Genomic DNA, 16,768 nt, shown 5'->3' with positions numbered 1-16,768 from the left:
CGCGTCTGACAGGAAGCGAAAGGGGCGTGGAAGACGGTACGAATCGTCTTCCACACCCCTTTCGACTGCTAACCGCCGTTAGTCCGCTTCGACCAAATCCTCAAGATACCGCGGCTGAATGCGGAAACCAAGCGCCCTGCGAATCATCTGTGCAATCGACGGCGGCTCACCATCACCGGACTCTTCGAAAGCCTGCTGCACAGCGGTTTCCGCTGCGCTCGTCTCACCCAACGCCCAATACAAGTATGCGAGCATCGCGTCCACGTTCGCACACACCCACGAATCATCCTTGGCGTATGCCATCAGGGTGAAAAGCGCGTCCAAAGCATTGTCAAAACGTTCATGATCCGGCGTGTACCCGTTGTCGTTGAACAGTGCGGTGAGAGTGTCGTACACAGTCGTGTGGATTTCCTCACCATGCGGGTCAGCGCACGCGATAAGAACGTCCTCGCCCATCGGCTTGACACTGAGAGTGCTGACGAGCATCATGTCCCGCAAATGCCGATCCGTGTAAACGCTGCTGGTGAACGCTTCAGCCAGTTGCGGGCTTGGTTCCGTACCAGTGGTGAGAATGCCGACCCATTCGATGATGGCGGTCTTGTATGCGTCCTGCGTCATGACTGTCATGATGCATCCTTTCGGCTGTGCTGTCTTTCCTTATGACATTCCCAACACTAGTGGATATCAGCAGAGTGTCAAAACACGCATAGACAGGCGATTGGACACACTCTCACACCCCATCGGCTGTGGAATCCTCACGTGCCCACGCTTCGGCAAGCCGACGGCACAACGCGCCACGCACCTCAGCCAAAGCGTCCAGACACTGCTCCAATTCGACTACGCCCAAACCATCTCCGGTCCACGCCCAGAAACCATCCGGCTGTGACAGTGGGGGGTGGGATGCGCCCCGCATCGTGCGTCCTACGACACCGGCCACGGTACGCCCGTCCGATCGTCCTTCGCCGCGTATCACGACTTCGAGCTTCCACGGTTCCATCTTGTTCGCGTGTGATGATCTCACCGTCATGCGTTTGCCGTCTTTCAATTCGAATCGCCTTTCCGCTTGTGTTTATGTCTCTGATTTTACGCTTTTACGGTGTGCCGTCGGATTCGGGTGTGTTGTCTTGCCTCGTGGTATGCTGTTCGTGTGCGCGGGTCTTTCCTTCATCTCTTCCGCGTACGCGTCATGCCGGTTTTTCCTTTCGGCGGCATGATTGGAGCCGGATGGCGGTGGGCGATGATGTCCGCTTCCGTCCGGCTTTCCTTTTCTTTCATTGAGCTTGACGGGCTTGTTTCGCCTTTTCCTGCGTGTTTTGACACTCTATGGAAAGCCACTAATGTGAATCATGCCAACCGGAAAGACAACACAACCGAAAGGACACGAAATGATAGGCACAAGCACGGACGTCATCACCCCGTCGATGGTACGGCTTGCCATGTCGAACCTATGGGTGGAAGCCGCAAGCCAACTACCCGAAGACGAAGGCTGGCACACGGAACTCAGCAAGGACAATACGCTGCTTCACGTCTGGCATTCCGACGATCCCGGCAACAGGCTCGAAATCAGTCTTGACACACAGTCAGGGGATCTCATCGCAACACATACTGTGCACGGGACAGTGGAAACATCCCGGTGGGATGGTGCGACAGGCAGCGTGACCGACCGTTACAGGCTTGTCCGCCGGATGCTCCGCACGAACATCTGACCCGGCTCCACGCGGCGGCGGCAACCCCGGTGATGTGGCGTGCTGGTAGGGTGTTTTGACATTCCCGTAAAGCCGGGTAGTGTGATTGGTGACGCAATCAAAACCGAAAGGACACGTCATGCGCAAGGACAACAAGAACAGGTACTACGTCATCGGCGGACAGTACGAGCCCTACTGCTACGGCGGCACCCCCACCCTCTTGGGGGCGAAGCGTCTCGCCGGGCGCAACATGGAGCATTGGGACAACTGGCAAGGCTGGCACCGCCCCCACGTGTACAAGGCTGAGGATGTCATCGAGACGGAAGCCCACGGGTGCTTGACCCATGATGACGGCAGCATCATCATTATGCCGCGCGAGGACGCGACCCCAATGGCATGACCCGCCCCACGCAAAGGAAAACGGCACATCATGACAGCACTCAGGAACACGAGGAAGACCACGGACAGGCTCATCGACATGGCGCGCGATCTCAATTATGAGGACTGCGGGTTCGAATGGGCGGACGCGACGCCCATCATGGACGCCGACGAAATGCTCGACGGCGTGAAGCGGAGCGAAATCCTCCGCGCCATGTTCTTCGGAAGCATCGAGGATGGTGTTTCCTACTTGGACGCGATGGTGCGATGGAACGGTCTCGGGAACCTCGAAATCGTCAGCACGTTCGCTCTCGAAAACGAGGCGTGGAACGAGCGCGACGAAATCATCGGCGCATACCGGGAGGCGTTCGGCGTGGACAGGCTGGACGAAGCCATGCGCGGAATGGACACGGACGAAGCTTGATGTGGGATTCCGCCTGTTTTACGGTGTTTTGACATTCATGGATAGTCGGGTAGTGTGATTGGTGTCATAAGGAAAGACAACACACCTGAAAGGAAGCGCCAAAATGAAGAAGCTCACCATCAAGGAAGCATACGAACAGGCCGACGAAATCTACGGAAGTTTCGGAGCCGGCGTGTGGGAGCGCCTGAAGCGCGAACAGTGCTTCCACGAAGACGGCAAGCCCGGCTGGCCCATCTACAAGCTCATCGTCGACGGAACGGAATACGTCACCATCGACAGCGGCCTCTACGAAGCACTCATTGACTGACACGACGAAATGTCTCGATGACATGGCGTTGCGCGTCGCGTGGCGGCATTTCACCGACTGGTACAAGTTTGAGACAGGGTATCAGGGGCATGTGACGCGGCTGACGGTGCGCGACGGGCATCGGCGTGGCATGGTGCGCTTGTATCCGGCTTTCCGTTTCGGGGAGTCACCGGAAACGGCTTACGCGCGTGCCTTGCGATGCGAGTCGGTGCAATGGCTGCTGGGCGCGTCGAATGGTGTCGCCAGCCTGTGGATTCCCCGGTGGAAGCGATCGTGGCTCATTTACCCGGTGTGGTTGCGCGTGGATTTCCGTTGACCGGGTCAAAACATCGCATGGGGTTCCACGACACGCCCCGTTGTGGTTATACTGGGAAACGGCATACGGTGATGGTCTCCGAAAGGATCAGGAGTTGAAGTACGTTTCGCTTTTCAGCGGTATCGAGGCGGCCACGGTCGCATGGGAACCATTCGGATGGATGCCGGTAGCCTACGCGGAAATCGACCCATTCCCCAAAGCCGTCTTGGCGCACCATTACCCCGACGTGCCCGACCTGGGGGACATGACGAAAGTGGATTGGGAGGAATATCGTGGAACAGCCGACATTGTGGTCGGAGGCAGCCCATGTTTCCCCGCTGGGACGCTCGTATTAACCTCCGAACGATTGAAGCCAATCGAAGAAGTCAAAGCCGGAGATATGGTTCTCACGCACAGAAATCGCTGGCGTCGCGTCCTATCAGTGGGGTCAAAACAATCCGACACCATCATTCTCAGAGGACAAGGCGTAAACAGTCTGGAATGCACCGCCAACCACCCGTTCCTATCAGACGAGAAGCATCCGGTGTGGGATACGGCAAGCCGATCATACAAGCGGCATCTCACAGGTGAACCGACCTGGGTCCAGGCAAGCGCGATGGAAGGAAGATTCTGGCTTAATCTCAACGCTTCGGTTGAATCGTTGCCGGTACCTACATGCGAGGAAAACACGGCAAACCGAACGACATTCGACCTTAATGCGCCGTTCTTCTACTTCGTCGGCAGGTGGCTTGGCGATGGGTGGGCGAACATCCATATGCGAAGGAACCGCGTCAACTCACCGATGAAACGAACCTATGTCTGCTGTTCACGCGACTCAGCGGAAGACCTTGAATCCAAGTTGGCTGACACGGGATTGCATTGGGGACGCAGCGAGCAGGAAACCACCACAAGGTTTACATGCTCTTCGACGGCACTGTATGACTGGCTCGTTGACAATTTCGGAGTTCATGCCGAGGGGAAGAATCTTCCGGCATGGGTGTTCGGAATGAACCGTGAATGGCGTGAGCAACTGTTCCTCGGATACATGGAGTCGGACGGAATGCAAACCAGGAATGGGTACAGTTCGACTTCCATCAACAGGCGGCTGTGCATCGGCATGAAGATGCTGGCTTCTGGCCTTGGATACGCGGTTAGCATGATACGAACCGTCAACAAGAGAAGTCAATGCGTCATCGACGGTAGGCGAGTCAATGAACGCCCCTACTACAGGTTGCAATACACGAAGCACCCCAGAAGTGCAGTAATGAAACAAGACGGCTTCTGGGGATTGGTAAGAGGAAAATCCGAAGGCCGCAGAAACATAACGGTCTACAACATGGAAGTGGAAGATGACCACAGCTACACAGCAGATGGAATTGCAGTTCACAACTGCCAGGCCTTCTCGATCGCAGGATTGCGGAAGGCGTTGGACGATCCTCGCGGCCAGCTCATGCTCGAATATCTCCGAGCTTGTCACAAGATTGATCCGGAATGGATCGTCTGGGAGAACGTGCCCGGCGTATTATCCGCAGACAAAGGACGCGCTTTCGGCTCACTCCTCGCGGGCGTGGCCGAACTCTGGCCTGATGGCGGGGCCGCTTGGAGAGTGTTGGACGCTCAATTCTACGGAGTGGCACAAAGACGCAGACGTGTCTTCCTTGTCATCAATACTAGAGACTGGCGGCGTGCCGCCCCGGTTCTTTTTGAGCGCGAGAGCCTGCAGTGGGATTATCCGTCGAGCCGGGAAGCGCGGAAAGCCATTGCCCGCCGATCTGATGCAAGCGTTGGAGAGGCAGTTGGCGGCACTGACAGATGCGGGGCGATTGCCGGAAACATAATCAACAGGAAGCCGGGGAACGGGGGTAATGGTCCAGGCTACGAGGATGATGGAGCCATGTACACTCTCACTGCATCGGACGTGCATGGGGTCTGGTGCACTTCGGATAGTGGGACGAACATGGCCGTGGGGGAGGACGTGTCGCCTACATTGACCGTGCATGACAGTAAAAACGCTTGCTTTGTCAATGCTCCGAGCACGTGCATCATCCGAAGCGGGAAGGAAGGCGGCGGGAAGGGTGCGCTTGTGCAAAGGGACATGAGCGGGACCCTCACCACCGGGCAGCAGCAGACGCTGTTCGCGGGCGGTGATGATGCTTTCGCGGTGCGTCGGCTTACGCCCGTCGAATGCGAGCGGCTCCAAGGCTTCCCGGACGGGTATACGGACGTGCCGTGGCGTGGGGCCGATCATGCGCCGGATTCGAAACGGTACAAGGCCCTGGGCAACAGCATGGCGGTTCCCGTGATGCGGTGGATCGGCGAGGGAATCAGGCTGGTGAACAATTCCAAACTGTGATAAAGTACACGCGGGTGTGATGTTCGCGAGCATCATGCCCAATAGCTGGCCCACTTGATGTGGGGACAGTCACGGTGCCGTCCCTCGCGAATGCGGCACCAGTTTTGCTGACCTGCCTAGTTGCGGGTACGGTTTCTTGTCACGTTGAGACGTGGCTTGCTTGGCGGCATGTTTTAGGCGTGCCGCCTTTTCTTTTGTTTATCGGCGCGACGGATTCGAAACGGTGCAGGGCGTTGGTCAATAGCATGCCGGTTTCGTCTTTGCGTTCCGGGTGGCGCGGTCCATATGTCGCGCGGTCATGCTCCGCATGCGTCGCGCATCATGCGCCGCGCACCCCGGGCGTGCAATCCATGCGCATATAAGGCGTTCCAACGGACAAGTAGCCTGTTCCCCAGTGTTTTGACACTCATCGGATACCCACTAATGTTGATGGTGTCAGCAAGGAAAGACAACACAGCCGAAAGGACACGACAATGGGCACCCCCTGCATAATCGGCAAAAGGAACCAGGACGGCACCATCACCGCCATCTACTGCAACTTCGACGGATACCCCACCGGGGTGGGCCTCACCCTCGCCGCACACTACACCGACCCGATGAAAGTGGACAGGCTCCTCGAACTGGGCGACATTTGGAGCCTCGGAAACGAACCCGTGGACGTCATCACTCACATCGTGGCCGCGCTCGGTTGCAAGCACTGGTACGAGCTGACGTACCTGAACAAGCTCGATGAGAAGACGGTGGACGAACTCATGGATATGTACACGCGCCGCATCACAGGCAAAGGCGAACGCAAGGCACAGACATACGACAGCCTGGACGCGCTCATATACGACACCCCCACCGGATACCAGTATGTCCTCGACGCAGGCAAGTGGCGCGTACATGACGGCGAATCCGGCCGACGCTGGGTGAGCCTCGCCACAGCCGCACGCCACGAAATCACAGACATGCCAGAGGATCGCCGACACAACGCGGTGGAGGAATGCAAGACGGCTGGCGTGACCGTAACCCTCCAAGCCTAGGCAACCCACGCAACACTCCGAAAGGGCAGGAAAAATGATGGCAAAGCAGTATTACAAGGCTTTCAAGGCGACCGACGTGCGCGCCTACCTCGAAACCAACGAGGACCCCACGCCCGGCGACTGGCTGTTCATCGTCCGCTTCATGCTGCCCGACGGCACGCGCGCCACCATCAACGAGCTGGGCGACTGGCATGCGCCCGCAGACGACGACGGGGATTGCATCGTCCTCGACAATGATCACGAGGACGAGACGGGAATCCGCAACGAAGCGAACCTCTGCCTCCACAGCGAATATTCCGAGGCGTACTCCCTTGGCGAGTGGGACGAGGCGACGCAGAGCTTCACGGTCAAGGGCCCCGACAAGCGTGTGATTCTCAACGAGTAGGCGCACGGAGGGGCGGGCCTAGCCCCAGCCCCTTGCGGCGCGGCAACCGCTTGACCCTCCAACCCGACCAAAGGCAGAAAAACAATGGACGAAAACAAAGCCAACGCGCTAAAAATGATCGCGGCATTCGGCCTATTCCTGGTCATTGTCGCCGTTGCCATGTGCTGGGCGGTCAGCTATACGCATGGCGACGAATCCAGCTCGCAATGCACGGACGCGGGGCACGGTCTGACCGTGTGCAAGATACAGCAGCCGAACGGCGAAACAATCACATGCGTGAGAACCCACGGACAGGGTGGGGGCGTTTCGTGCGATTGGAACGACTAGCCGCAAGTATCCCGCCGTGCGCGTCCGTTACCCGACCGGCGTGTTTTCAGTGCAGCAACCTTATGCAGATTCGGTAGTCGAACCCGCGCCAGGGGACAGGAAAAAGGGGGCGCGTTCCGACCACCCAATCACCCTTCCCCTAGTGTTTTGACATTCACGAACAGGCGCGTAGTGTTGAAAATGTCTACAGGAAAGACAACACGACCGGAAGGAAAACGCCATGAAGAAAGTCACCCTCACCTACACGGAAACCAACAGCTACGAGGTCACCCTCAACGTCCCCGACGAAGCGACCGAGGACACCGTGCTTGACTACATCGACCTCGATGACGTGTGGAACGCGGTCGAATCCGGCCACGCCGAACCCATCGACACCCCGGACGAACAATGCTACTTGACCGATATCAGGTTCATCGAGGACACCAAGTAGCCGCGCGACACGCCCCACAAGCCCCGCCAAAAAAGAAAAGGAAACACGCCATGACCACCACAACCCACACCGACGAGCAGACGGCACGCCTCGACCTCACCAAGGCCATCGCCAGCGCACTCCGTCAAGACAACAAGACGCGCCTCCAGAAGCACGGCCTCCAGTACAAGGCAGTCACCAAGTGTGATGATGAAATCCTCGAAACCATCAGCACGCCATACCAAGGCGACCGCACGTCGTATATCGTGTTCCGTCTCGGCGTGGACGCTGACGGTCGCGCCTACGCTACGGGCTTCGAGTGCTATTCCGTGTCCGACACTCGTGGCGACTGGGTGGACGGCGTGGATTTCACCACCCGGTTGTACGACCCGTGGGATATCGCGCAAGCGTATGAAACCAACCGCTAGGCACAAAGGAAAGGGGAGACAATGCGACGGAACAGCGTGTGGCGCGTGACCAACCCGCTCATGGCCCAAGCCATGCGTGGATTGCGTCGGAGCAACGCGACCACGCCCCACGACCCACGTCCGCACAGGGAGCGAAGCCGGGGCGACGCGCGACGCAAGGCCATCGAGCGTAGCCTCCGGGACGAATAGGCCGTGTGGCGTGTCCCCGGTGAGACTGTGCGAGGCTCCATGATGGAGTGCGCACGGCTTCCCCGGTGACGGGCTATCTTATAGGAAGTATCAATTAGACGCGGCGTTCAATGGCGTGAACCGCGAAAATATGGGATTCCGGCGCACGCTATCTTATAGTTTCTATCAATTAGACGGTCGTGGGCACGCGGGTTCGACCGCCGGGCTTATGCAAATCCGGTAGTCAAACTTATGCAGATCCGGTAGTCGAATCTGCGCACGGCATAGGAAAAGAGGACGCACCCACGATAGGGCAAGCCCCTTTTCTGACATAATCCACATTATCGGCTAATGCCGGGGGCTTCCCACCCGCCTCCGAACAATCCCACAATGCAACGAAACATGGAGTATCGCAACCCGCCGCATGGAGAAAAGCAACCACACGACCCCGCAAACCCCACGCCACGCGCGCAAACACACCCAGGAAACCCACGGACATACGACACAACCCACTCCAAACCCCCTCAAAAACACAGGCGTTCCGACAAACCCCACCGCATGGAGTATCGCAACCAACCGCATGGAGTATCGCAACCAACCCCGAAAACCGCATGGAGTATCGCAACCCGCCGCATGGAGTATCGCAACCCGAAACGTGGAGAAACGCAACCGAAAGCATGGAGAAACGCAACCACACGACCCCGCAAACCCTAACAACCCCAACGCCCCACGCCATCCCCTCATAGTTCATAGAATCATAGAAATCATAGCGGTACGCCACCATGGAGAAACGCAACCACCCGCACAGTAAAAACACACGAACGGACAAAACAACCTAGGATAGGACAAAAGACAAGACAAACGGGAGACGGCAATGCGCAAAACCCTCACCAAGCTCATCCACCTCATCAATCAATGGCAGACACTCATGTGGGCGGGCGGAACAATCCTCGCCATCGGCACACCCCTCGTCGGATGGGTTGGCGGCATACTCACCACCATACGCCGCCGCAACACCCTCAGCGAAGACGATCCCGAACAAGCCACCGAAACCACCCTCCCATCCCCCACGCAATGGTTCACGACACTGCCCGACGGTTGGCGGCACATGTTCCGACTCATCATGCTCATCGGCGGTCTCGCGCTCCTCATAGCGGGAATCATGCTCATCATGCGGAATCTGCATGCGGAACCTGTGGAAGCGGACAGTCAGCCGTCCGCCACACCACACGACCAGTCGCCCGCCACACCGACCGGCATGGATCCGGACAACACGGACAGGGATGACACCAAGGAAGATGACTACGGCGCGGAACTCTAAACCACGCCACCAAGCAACACCAGCCGTTCAAACGACATAATGCACGCGACGATGCGCACGACGAGGCGGGAACGACGGCGGCACACCCTCCATTACACGCGTCTCCGGCACCTCCACCAGCACGGTCGGCGCATCCTCGACCGGATCATGCATTTCATCTACGCCATCCACGTCATCCATGTCACCACACCCGGACACCGGCACATGGGGGAAAAGCCATGCCAGCACGCCATACACGCTCATGCACACAAGCCACAAAACCAGCATCTCCCGGCATACAAGACACGTGGACGTCTCATCCCACCCGTTGAGCCACTCCACGAACACATAACCCCCGCCCACAAACCAGGCGACGCCCCACACGCATGAAAGCACGAGCGACAGCCACTTCAATCGACCTGACAGACCTTCGATGAGACGACGGAACATGAAAACTCCTTTCGGGATTGTCGGAACACCCGGCTGATGTTTCCAAGATTACCTGTCGCACCCGGCTTGTCAAAACGCCTGTTCGCTCGCGCGGCAGCACCACAGTCACCGGGGTTGCGCGGGAAGCCTCCGGCTTCAGCCGCGTGGAGGAATCACGTCTGCCGGTCACGGTAGGCGCGCCGCCCCGCACGACCCAACCGGCACCATGCGACGACCGCACGCACGACACCAAGCGTCACACCCACACCACCCATGAGAAGCAAACCGATGACCGTCATACTGTCCGCAGCACGCCACCAGCCGCGCACGCCCACCGCAACCCAGCATGCCATGCCCGTTGCGAGCAGCACGCCCCCGGCGCGCAGCATGCGCCGCGCATGCAACCATATGAAACGGATGAACGCTCTCACTTCTTCCCATGCCTCCCATCCCACTCATCCCACGAATCACGCACACTGTCCGCGAGACAGTCCAACCATTGCACGCCGCGCGGAATGCGCACCGCGTACAGTTTCACATCATGCATGCCCGGATCGGCTTTCCCCGCCAAACGGAAGAACACCACGGCTTTCAGCCTGTCCGGAGTGACGGCGGGAAGCATACGCGCCTCCACGCCCGCATGGAGGAGACGGTTCACCGTTTCCGCCGCATTGTCCGGGTCCGCGTTCACGTCACTCGCATACCCGACGCCCGCGAACACGATGTACGAATCCCATGGGACGGGCGGCATGCTGTTATGCTCCCATGCGACGCGCGCCCGCTTCCCCAAGGCGTCCGCCACATTCGCACGCACCCCATACGCTTTCCACGACCCCCATGTGGCGGCTTTCCTCCGCCCATGCTGACGTGCCACAAGATCACTGTCCGTCAGGTTCGACGTGACCCACAGGCGGAACGGAATGCGCATCGTAATACTGCCCGCACCATACCCCATGGGGTCGGTTGCGAGGATACGACGGTTGATGTCCCGTGGCGCTATATACGTGGGCGCTTTCGCGGGAACGGGAATGATGAGCACCGTCAGCATGTGCGCGTCACCCGCGCTCTCCCCTGGCATCAGATGGTAGATGGTCGAACACCTGTGCGCACTGTCATCATCCGACCACAAGCCCATGTCCGTGCCCGCATCAATGATCGGTTTCACCGTTTCCGCAGCCTCCGCAGGGAAACCATGCCGCCCGTGCGGGTATTGGACGCCGATGACCGCGAGGAACCTATCGACACGCCATGCGGCTCCCCTACGTGCCAATGCGCGCCACGTGTCACGCGCATGCACGCGCAATGTATGCCGTGTGCGGGCGCGCGCACGCTCCGACTGCACGCCGTTGGTCACCATCCACCATTGCGCGGGGATGGTGAACACAGCAGCATACCCTTCCCTGTCGTCCGGGTGGGATGGCATGGTGTGCGACGCACGCGCATTGCGTCGCACACCATGCCCCATTCTTCCACCCTTCACAGGATCTCCGCCTCACGCAACTGCCAGTCCGCGAACTGGATCTCCTCCACCTGCTTCGGATACCCCATGCGTTCCACGCACCAGCGGGCCGCACCATCCAAATCCGCGCCGTAACCCGCGTCACCGGCTTTCTCCACGCATTCCGCGATGCGAAGCAACGCCTGGCGGATGCTCGTACGCGCGCACGAGGCGATTTCGCTTGACGCGCGGATGCTCCACGGACGCCAATCGCACGCATCCTGCTTCTCGAACACCCAGAACTGCATGCCGAGACTGTCACGATGCTCCCTATGCAACAGCGCGGGATCGATCATCATGACGGCCGCACGATAAAACTCCGCTTGGATGTGATAGCCGTGGAGCCATGCGCTTCGTGCGAAATCCTCGGGTTGCGCGCTTGCCGCTGTCTTGATGTCCACGAGCCACAGGCTGTCACGGGGGATCAAATCGAGTTTCGCCTTCAACCGCAGGCCGGTCCGCTCGTCCGTCCATTCGATCGCCTGTTCGCGCAACCCTTCGTCGATCATGCGCGCACGCTCCTCGTCACGACGCAGGTTGTCGCGCATGCGGTCGAGCAACTGCATGTCCTGCTGGCTGACGATGAGAGCGCCCCGCGCTTCCTGTTCGGCTTTCCACTCCTTCGCCTCCTTGGTGCGCGGGTTCATGCCTTCGGGCATGGCGGTCACGTCGGCCGTGCCGAGCAGGTAGGCGTGGAACGCGGTGCCGAACTTCATTGCGGGCGTGGGTTCCATGCCGCCGTGCAAACGCTCCCACCCCCAGTCGGCGGGATTGTGCATGAACTTCTTCAACTGGCTTTGGTCGAGTGCGGGGCTTGCGAAATACTCTTCGTCGGTTTCATCGATGAGCGTCGCACCGGCTGTCCGTGTACTTCCTGTCATTTGAGTATCCTTCCACATCACGTTTCGACTTGACGCAATCCAGAATAATGGGTTGCGTCGGACTGTCAAAAAACGCTTGGTTTCAGGATTCCCGTGGCTGTTTGCGCCATTCGCCGGCATGGGCCTTCACCCATTCGGGGTCGTTCACGGGATTGTATTCGCAATACCATGTCGGGTGCATGTCCCAGTAGTCGTCTTCGCCATACCTGCCGTGCATGCCGTCCCGTGCGGCATGCTCGTTCATTTCCCTGAGCGCGGCGTCCACAGCCGCATCGGTGTCATACTCACGCCAGTGCAATCCGGCGTCTTCGAGATCGTCCTCCAACGCGCGCCTGTTGTCGCCAATGCTGTCGCATTCCTCATGCGCGTATTGGTAGCCGGGCACGCGCAGCGCGTCATCCATCTCGTCCCTCGTGTCACCGCTGTCGAATGTCATGTATGAGCGTTGCAGATCTTCGATGCCGATGCGATGCGTGTTCCAGTACCCGGGTTCCTCGCCGTCCGGGATGCACCGCATGTTGAATTTCGCATACCGTGTCCGGATGGCGCGATCCATGTCGAAGCATCCCTCGTCCCAGTCGTAGTCGCCGTCCGCAGGCGCATCCGACACCCAGGCGTCGAAATAACCGTCGTCTCCAGCGCCTTCCAACGTCAGCATGTTGTCCGCCTGCACGTCGGTCATGCCGTGTTGGGGCGGGCACAACCCGTATCGGGACAGGTCGATGGTCACGCGCGGGCGTTTCCTCCAATCGGTGTCCACGGTGAACGTGTCATCCGGGTAGTCCTGCCGGAGCCTGCCGACGGTCTTCTGCACGGTCGTGTCATCCATGCCGTCGTCTGCGACCCATACGCCGGGGAGGTTCTCGTTGCCTTCGAACCCGGCTTCCCCTAATGCGTTTTCCACTTCGCTGAGATGGGACAACGGTGGGACGGCGGGTGTCGCGTCGTGCGCGGCTGCCATGTCCATGCCGGGTTTGATGCGGAACCGTCCGTCGGGTTGGCGGGGATGCTGTTTCGGGTCGAATGCCATGATGATGCCTGCTTTCCGATGCCTGTCGTATCCCTTACGATTCTACCCGTGAGGGAAAGCCGAAACACCCGTGGCATGGGCAAAGGAAAAGGGATACCCGGATTTCGGGTATCCCTTGTCGATAAGCCAAACTGGTCGCGGTCCGACGGTCAGTCTTCGGAACCGTCCTTGTCCGACGGCGCGTCGCCCGCCTTCTTCTTCAGCATTGCGTCGAACGCCTCGTCCAACCCCGGGTAATCCTCCGGGTGGAGCATCTCGTCCATGCTCTGCTCCGCATACTCGTCGTCGTCCAGCGTGTCCTTCCACATCAGGTAGTCGCCCCAGTCGTAGTCCACGCCGTCGTCACCGTCCGCCTCGTCCGTTTCCTTTGTGTCGCCGTCCGCTTCCTTCGCGTCACCGTCGGGAACGGCCAGCGTCGCATCCCCGGACTGCGCGTCCACCACGACCTGCGGTTCGTCGTACTGGACAAGGTTGCCGTCCTCGTCCACGTCCTCGGACACGCCCGTGATCGCGTTGGGCAGCGTGAGGTATGTGTCGCCGTCCGCTTCCGCCTGGCGTTGGCGCACGTCCTCCCATGCGTCCTCCCAAGCCTCCAGTTCCTTCTCATACCCCGGGTAGGGTTCGGGTCCGCCCGTGGAGTAGCGGATGAGCTGTTCCTTCGTGCAGGGTTTCGACGGTTCGAACGTGTCCGTCAGCCCTTCGGGGATGGGCACCGTCCACTCGTCCTCGTCCTTGTACGCTTCGTCGCCGATGATGGCTTTCTTGCATTCGAAATGCTGTGCCATGCTGTTCTCCTTGGCTTGTATGGCGGTTTCGAGGTACGCCACCGCGTCGAGCCACATTCCGTGCGGCATGATGCGCGGGTCTTTCTCCCATGACCGCCATGTGTTGAGGGATACGTCGCACAGTTCACCCATGTCCTTCTGGGTTTTGCCTGCTTTGAGACGGAGCTTTTTCAGGCTTATGGTGCCGTCCATCCCGACCTCCCTTCGTTGTCCTGTCGTAAGACAACCATACACGCGACACGCCGAACACGCAGCAACATGCGTGCAAAAACATGCGAAGAATGCCGGAAAACGTTGCAAACACTAGGAAAACATGTTTTTTTGACATGTTCAGGAAACTGCGTATTGTGGAGCATGTCAGAAAAACCAAGGGACGACAAGCCCCAAAACGGAAAGGCAGACACATCATGAATCCCCATGTCAACGACACCCACGTGCGCACCGGAGTCGTCCGGCTCGGCAACCTCCACCTGTACAAGCCGCACGCATACAAGGAAAAGGATGCGAAGGAAACGTCCGGCGCACCCAAGTACGACCTCGTGCTCGCTTTCGACAAGACCGGAGACAAGCCCGACATCAAGGCGACGTCGCTCGCACAGCAGGCGGCTATCCAGCGTCTCGAAGCGCGCGGCGAATGGGACGACACCATCGGCGGACTCCTCGCGTTCAAGGACGCCGACGTGAGCAAGGTCGCGGAATCCGCGTCCAGCAAGAAGCTCGTCATCCTGTCCGAGAAACGCCCCCAGTTGAAAGGCAAGTGGAGCCTCAAGCTCACCGCGAAGGCGAACCGCCGCCCCACCGTCAAATACGTGGATTCCGACGGAATCATCCGTGACATGCCCGTGCCCATCATCGACCCCGACCCTTCGAACGCCGCGCAGGTCGCGGAGGCGGATGCGCGTCGCGCGTTGTGGGATTCGCTTGTGTACGCGGGTCAGAACGCCGTCGTGAGTTTCACGTTCACCGGCTGGCGCACGAACCTTGGCCAGGGTACAAGCGCGAACATCGACAACATCCTGATTCTGGGTGGCGGCACTCCGGCCGGCTTGGTGCCGTTCGAAGAGGATTTCGACGCGAAGACCCTGGATGAAGTGCATGAGTGGGTGGAGGGCAATGTGAACCGCCCTGAGTCCGATGTGCCTGATGCCGTGGATGAGCCGGGTGATGATGCGTTCGCGGTGCCCGCGTTCTGACGTGCGGTTCCGCTGAGGGGATCCGGACGGGAAACACCAACCGTCCGGGTTCCCTCTTTTTGTTTTAGCCGAGGTTCATTCCGCTGTCGCCTGTCTGCGTGGGGGTGGGGTGTTTTTGCTGTTGGGCTTTCTGCCGCGCCTGGGCTTGGGCTTGGGCTTGGGCTTGGGCTTGTGCCTGTGCTTGCTGCTGGGCTTGCGCCTGTTGCTCTGCCTGCTGCTGGGCTTGCGCCTGCGCTTGCTGCTGTGCTTGCTGCTGTGCTTGCTGCTGGGCTTGCGCCTGCGCTTGCTGCTGTGCTTGCTGCTGGGCTTGCGCCTGTTGCTCTGCCTGCTGCTGGGCTTGCGCCTGCTGTTGCTCTGCCTGCGCCTGCGTCTGATCGCGCTCACCACGAACAACCCCCACAAGACGTTGCAACTCCCTGGCATCAGACGCCGCAGCAGCATATGATTCCACATCCACCGTGCGCCCACCCCACTTCGCGGCAAGCGACACCATGCCCTTCTTCGAATCCGAATCCGGCGCATCCGCCAACCCGTTCGCATCATCTACAAGACCCGCCAGCGTATCCTGCACGGACTTGCACAAAGCCCCCATGCACGCACGCCACACCGACTCCAACGAATCACACGCGGCTTTCAAATCCGACGTGTCCTGGCTCAGCGTATTGTCTGACGGCTGCTTGCGAAGCAACCGCTCCACATCATCCCTCTTCTCTTTCACTTCCGGCGTGTCCTTCACCGGGCTTGCATCGATACGCTGGACGAGGGCGTTGCCCGTCGTCACCTGCGCATCCCACGCATCCCGCGCATCATCCTGCGCTTTCCGCGCCTGAGCCTGCTGCGCCTGTTCGGCTTGCCGACGCCTGACCATGCTCCATGTGCGCGTCCCGACGAAAGTGACGCTCGCACCGACGCCCATGACGAGAATGACGGCGAGCATGATGGCGAGGATACGCCGTGCTTTCGGATGCCGTGGCGTGTCATCGTCCGCCGTCGTATCCATGAGAGAGTCATCCCACGGGGGCGTGATGGGCGTTCCCGTGGGTGCGGTGTCCTGCATGTCGACCCTGCCGTCCGTTGGCTTGGCGGCTGGGTTTGCGGCTGGCTGGGCTGACGGACCGTCGGTGCCTCCGTCGGCGTCGCTGTCCCACGGGTTCCGCTCCCCTTGCACCGCGCGTGCATCACCCGCATCCGTCCCGCCTGCCGTGGGCGTGGTGGCTTGCGGCTGTTCCGTCTCACCGCCATCGGATGGGTTGGCTGCCTGCGTGTCTGAACCGGCTTGCGTATCGTCCCACGGGTTCCAGTCCTCCTCGCTGTTCGTGGGTTCAGCCGCCGGGACGGCGGTGGGCTGGTATGCCGGTGGGTCGGTGCTCACGGGAGGCTCAACGCCCGACCGGGAGCTTTCCATGGGCGCATGAACGTCTGAACGCACGGGCAATGGTGCGGGGGTGGACTTGTCCTCCTGCGTGTC

General features: G+C 59.7%; 22 protein-coding genes. 13 read left to right on the top strand and 9 right to left on the bottom strand.

Features of this window, described 5'->3' with window-relative positions; all coding sequences use genetic code 11:
• Positions 1–78: 78 nt before the first annotated feature.
• Positions 79–627: a hypothetical protein gene (locus CLV65_RS07555; RefSeq protein ID WP_094691998.1), complete on the bottom strand. Its 549-nt coding sequence runs from the start codon at positions 625–627 to the stop codon at positions 79–81.
• 103 nt (positions 628–730) lie between these two features.
• Positions 731–1,045, bottom strand: coding sequence for a hypothetical protein (locus CLV65_RS07550; protein WP_094691997.1), 315 nt, complete (start codon positions 1,043–1,045; stop codon positions 731–733).
• 340 nt (positions 1,046–1,385) lie between these two features.
• Between CLV65_RS07550 and CLV65_RS07545 the strand changes: the two genes are divergently transcribed.
• The 12 genes from CLV65_RS07545 to CLV65_RS07495 all read left to right on the top strand — a co-directional run bounded on the left by CLV65_RS07545 (position 1,386) and on the right by CLV65_RS07495 (position 9,505).
• Positions 1,386–1,706 carry a hypothetical protein gene (locus CLV65_RS07545; protein ID WP_094691996.1) on the top strand — a complete coding sequence of 107 codons (321 nt, stop codon included), beginning with the start codon at positions 1,386–1,388 and terminating at the stop codon, positions 1,704–1,706.
• Positions 1,707–1,824: 118 nt separating this feature from the next.
• Complete coding sequence (locus CLV65_RS07540; protein WP_094691995.1) at positions 1,825–2,085, top strand: hypothetical protein; 261 nt, start codon at positions 1,825–1,827, stop codon at positions 2,083–2,085.
• A 30-nt stretch (positions 2,086–2,115) separates the two neighbouring features.
• On the top strand, positions 2,116–2,487 hold the full coding sequence (locus CLV65_RS07535) for a hypothetical protein (protein WP_094691994.1): 372 nt from the start codon (positions 2,116–2,118) through the stop codon (positions 2,485–2,487).
• Positions 2,488–2,590: 103 nt separating this feature from the next.
• Positions 2,591–2,794, top strand: coding sequence for a hypothetical protein (locus tag CLV65_RS07530; RefSeq protein WP_094691993.1), 204 nt, complete (start codon positions 2,591–2,593; stop codon positions 2,792–2,794).
• The gene (locus CLV65_RS08785) at positions 2,787–3,110 is read left to right on the top strand and encodes a hypothetical protein (protein WP_144441934.1); all 324 of its coding nucleotides are present in this window, start codon (positions 2,787–2,789) and stop codon (positions 3,108–3,110) included. Before CLV65_RS07530 ends, CLV65_RS08785 begins: the two co-directional genes overlap by 8 nt.
• Positions 3,111–3,204: 94 nt before the next feature.
• Positions 3,205–5,442: a DNA (cytosine-5-)-methyltransferase gene (gene dcm, locus CLV65_RS07525; protein WP_157847258.1), complete on the top strand. Its 2,238-nt coding sequence runs from the start codon at positions 3,205–3,207 to the stop codon at positions 5,440–5,442.
• 473 nt (positions 5,443–5,915) lie between these two features.
• Entirely contained in the window at positions 5,916–6,467 is a 552-nt protein-coding gene (locus CLV65_RS07520; protein WP_094691991.1) for a hypothetical protein, read from the top strand.
• A 34-nt stretch (positions 6,468–6,501) separates the two neighbouring features.
• Complete coding sequence (locus tag CLV65_RS07515; RefSeq protein ID WP_144441933.1) at positions 6,502–6,852, top strand: hypothetical protein; 351 nt, start codon at positions 6,502–6,504, stop codon at positions 6,850–6,852.
• Between the two features lie 84 nt (positions 6,853–6,936).
• The gene (locus CLV65_RS07510; protein ID WP_094691989.1) at positions 6,937–7,179 is read left to right on the top strand and encodes a hypothetical protein; all 243 of its coding nucleotides are present in this window, start codon (positions 6,937–6,939) and stop codon (positions 7,177–7,179) included.
• Between the two features lie 220 nt (positions 7,180–7,399).
• Complete coding sequence (locus tag CLV65_RS07505; RefSeq protein WP_094691988.1) at positions 7,400–7,609, top strand: hypothetical protein; 210 nt, start codon at positions 7,400–7,402, stop codon at positions 7,607–7,609.
• Between the two features lie 50 nt (positions 7,610–7,659).
• Positions 7,660–8,016: a hypothetical protein gene (locus CLV65_RS07500; protein ID WP_094691987.1), complete on the top strand. Its 357-nt coding sequence runs from the start codon at positions 7,660–7,662 to the stop codon at positions 8,014–8,016.
• A gap of 1,042 nt (positions 8,017–9,058) precedes the next feature.
• Positions 9,059–9,505, top strand: coding sequence for a hypothetical protein (locus CLV65_RS07495; protein WP_094691986.1), 447 nt, complete (start codon positions 9,059–9,061; stop codon positions 9,503–9,505).
• A 27-nt stretch (positions 9,506–9,532) separates the two neighbouring features.
• Here CLV65_RS07495 and CLV65_RS07490 read toward each other — a convergent pair whose 3' ends face one another.
• The 6 genes from CLV65_RS07490 to CLV65_RS07465 all read right to left on the bottom strand — a co-directional run bounded on the left by CLV65_RS07490 (position 9,533) and on the right by CLV65_RS07465 (position 14,299).
• On the bottom strand, positions 9,533–9,934 hold the full coding sequence (locus tag CLV65_RS07490) for a hypothetical protein (protein WP_094691985.1): 402 nt from the start codon (positions 9,932–9,934) through the stop codon (positions 9,533–9,535).
• 152 nt (positions 9,935–10,086) lie between these two features.
• Positions 10,087–10,302 carry a hypothetical protein gene (locus CLV65_RS07485; protein WP_157847257.1) on the bottom strand — a complete coding sequence of 72 codons (216 nt, stop codon included), beginning with the start codon at positions 10,300–10,302 and terminating at the stop codon, positions 10,087–10,089.
• A gap of 38 nt (positions 10,303–10,340) precedes the next feature.
• Positions 10,341–11,393 carry a hypothetical protein gene (locus CLV65_RS07480; protein WP_144441932.1) on the bottom strand — a complete coding sequence of 351 codons (1,053 nt, stop codon included), beginning with the start codon at positions 11,391–11,393 and terminating at the stop codon, positions 10,341–10,343.
• Positions 11,390–12,292 carry a PD-(D/E)XK nuclease-like domain-containing protein gene (locus CLV65_RS07475; protein ID WP_094691982.1) on the bottom strand — a complete coding sequence of 301 codons (903 nt, stop codon included), beginning with the start codon at positions 12,290–12,292 and terminating at the stop codon, positions 11,390–11,392. The genes CLV65_RS07480 and CLV65_RS07475 overlap by 4 nt, the downstream gene beginning before the upstream one ends.
• A gap of 82 nt (positions 12,293–12,374) precedes the next feature.
• A complete protein-coding gene (locus tag CLV65_RS07470; protein ID WP_094691981.1) occupies positions 12,375–13,322 on the bottom strand; it encodes a hypothetical protein in 948 nt (315 codons plus the stop codon).
• Positions 13,323–13,471: 149 nt separating this feature from the next.
• Positions 13,472–14,299, bottom strand: a complete 828-nt coding sequence (locus CLV65_RS07465; protein ID WP_094691980.1) for a helix-turn-helix domain-containing protein — start codon at positions 14,297–14,299, stop codon at positions 13,472–13,474.
• A gap of 215 nt (positions 14,300–14,514) precedes the next feature.
• Between CLV65_RS07465 and CLV65_RS07460 the strand changes: the two genes are divergently transcribed.
• Complete coding sequence (locus CLV65_RS07460; RefSeq protein ID WP_157847256.1) at positions 14,515–15,300, top strand: ssDNA-binding protein; 786 nt, start codon at positions 14,515–14,517, stop codon at positions 15,298–15,300.
• A gap of 64 nt (positions 15,301–15,364) precedes the next feature.
• On the opposite strand, the gene CLV65_RS08780 is transcribed toward CLV65_RS07460, so the two are convergent.
• On the bottom strand, positions 15,365–16,768 hold a 1,404-nt coding region (locus CLV65_RS08780; protein WP_211287611.1), incomplete at its 5' end, for a hypothetical protein.

The organism is Pseudoscardovia suis, from assembly GCF_002797875.1.
Lineage (GTDB): Bacteria > Actinomycetota > Actinomycetes > Actinomycetales > Bifidobacteriaceae > Pseudoscardovia > Pseudoscardovia suis.
This window is presented reverse-complemented; position numbering and strand designations above follow the sequence as displayed.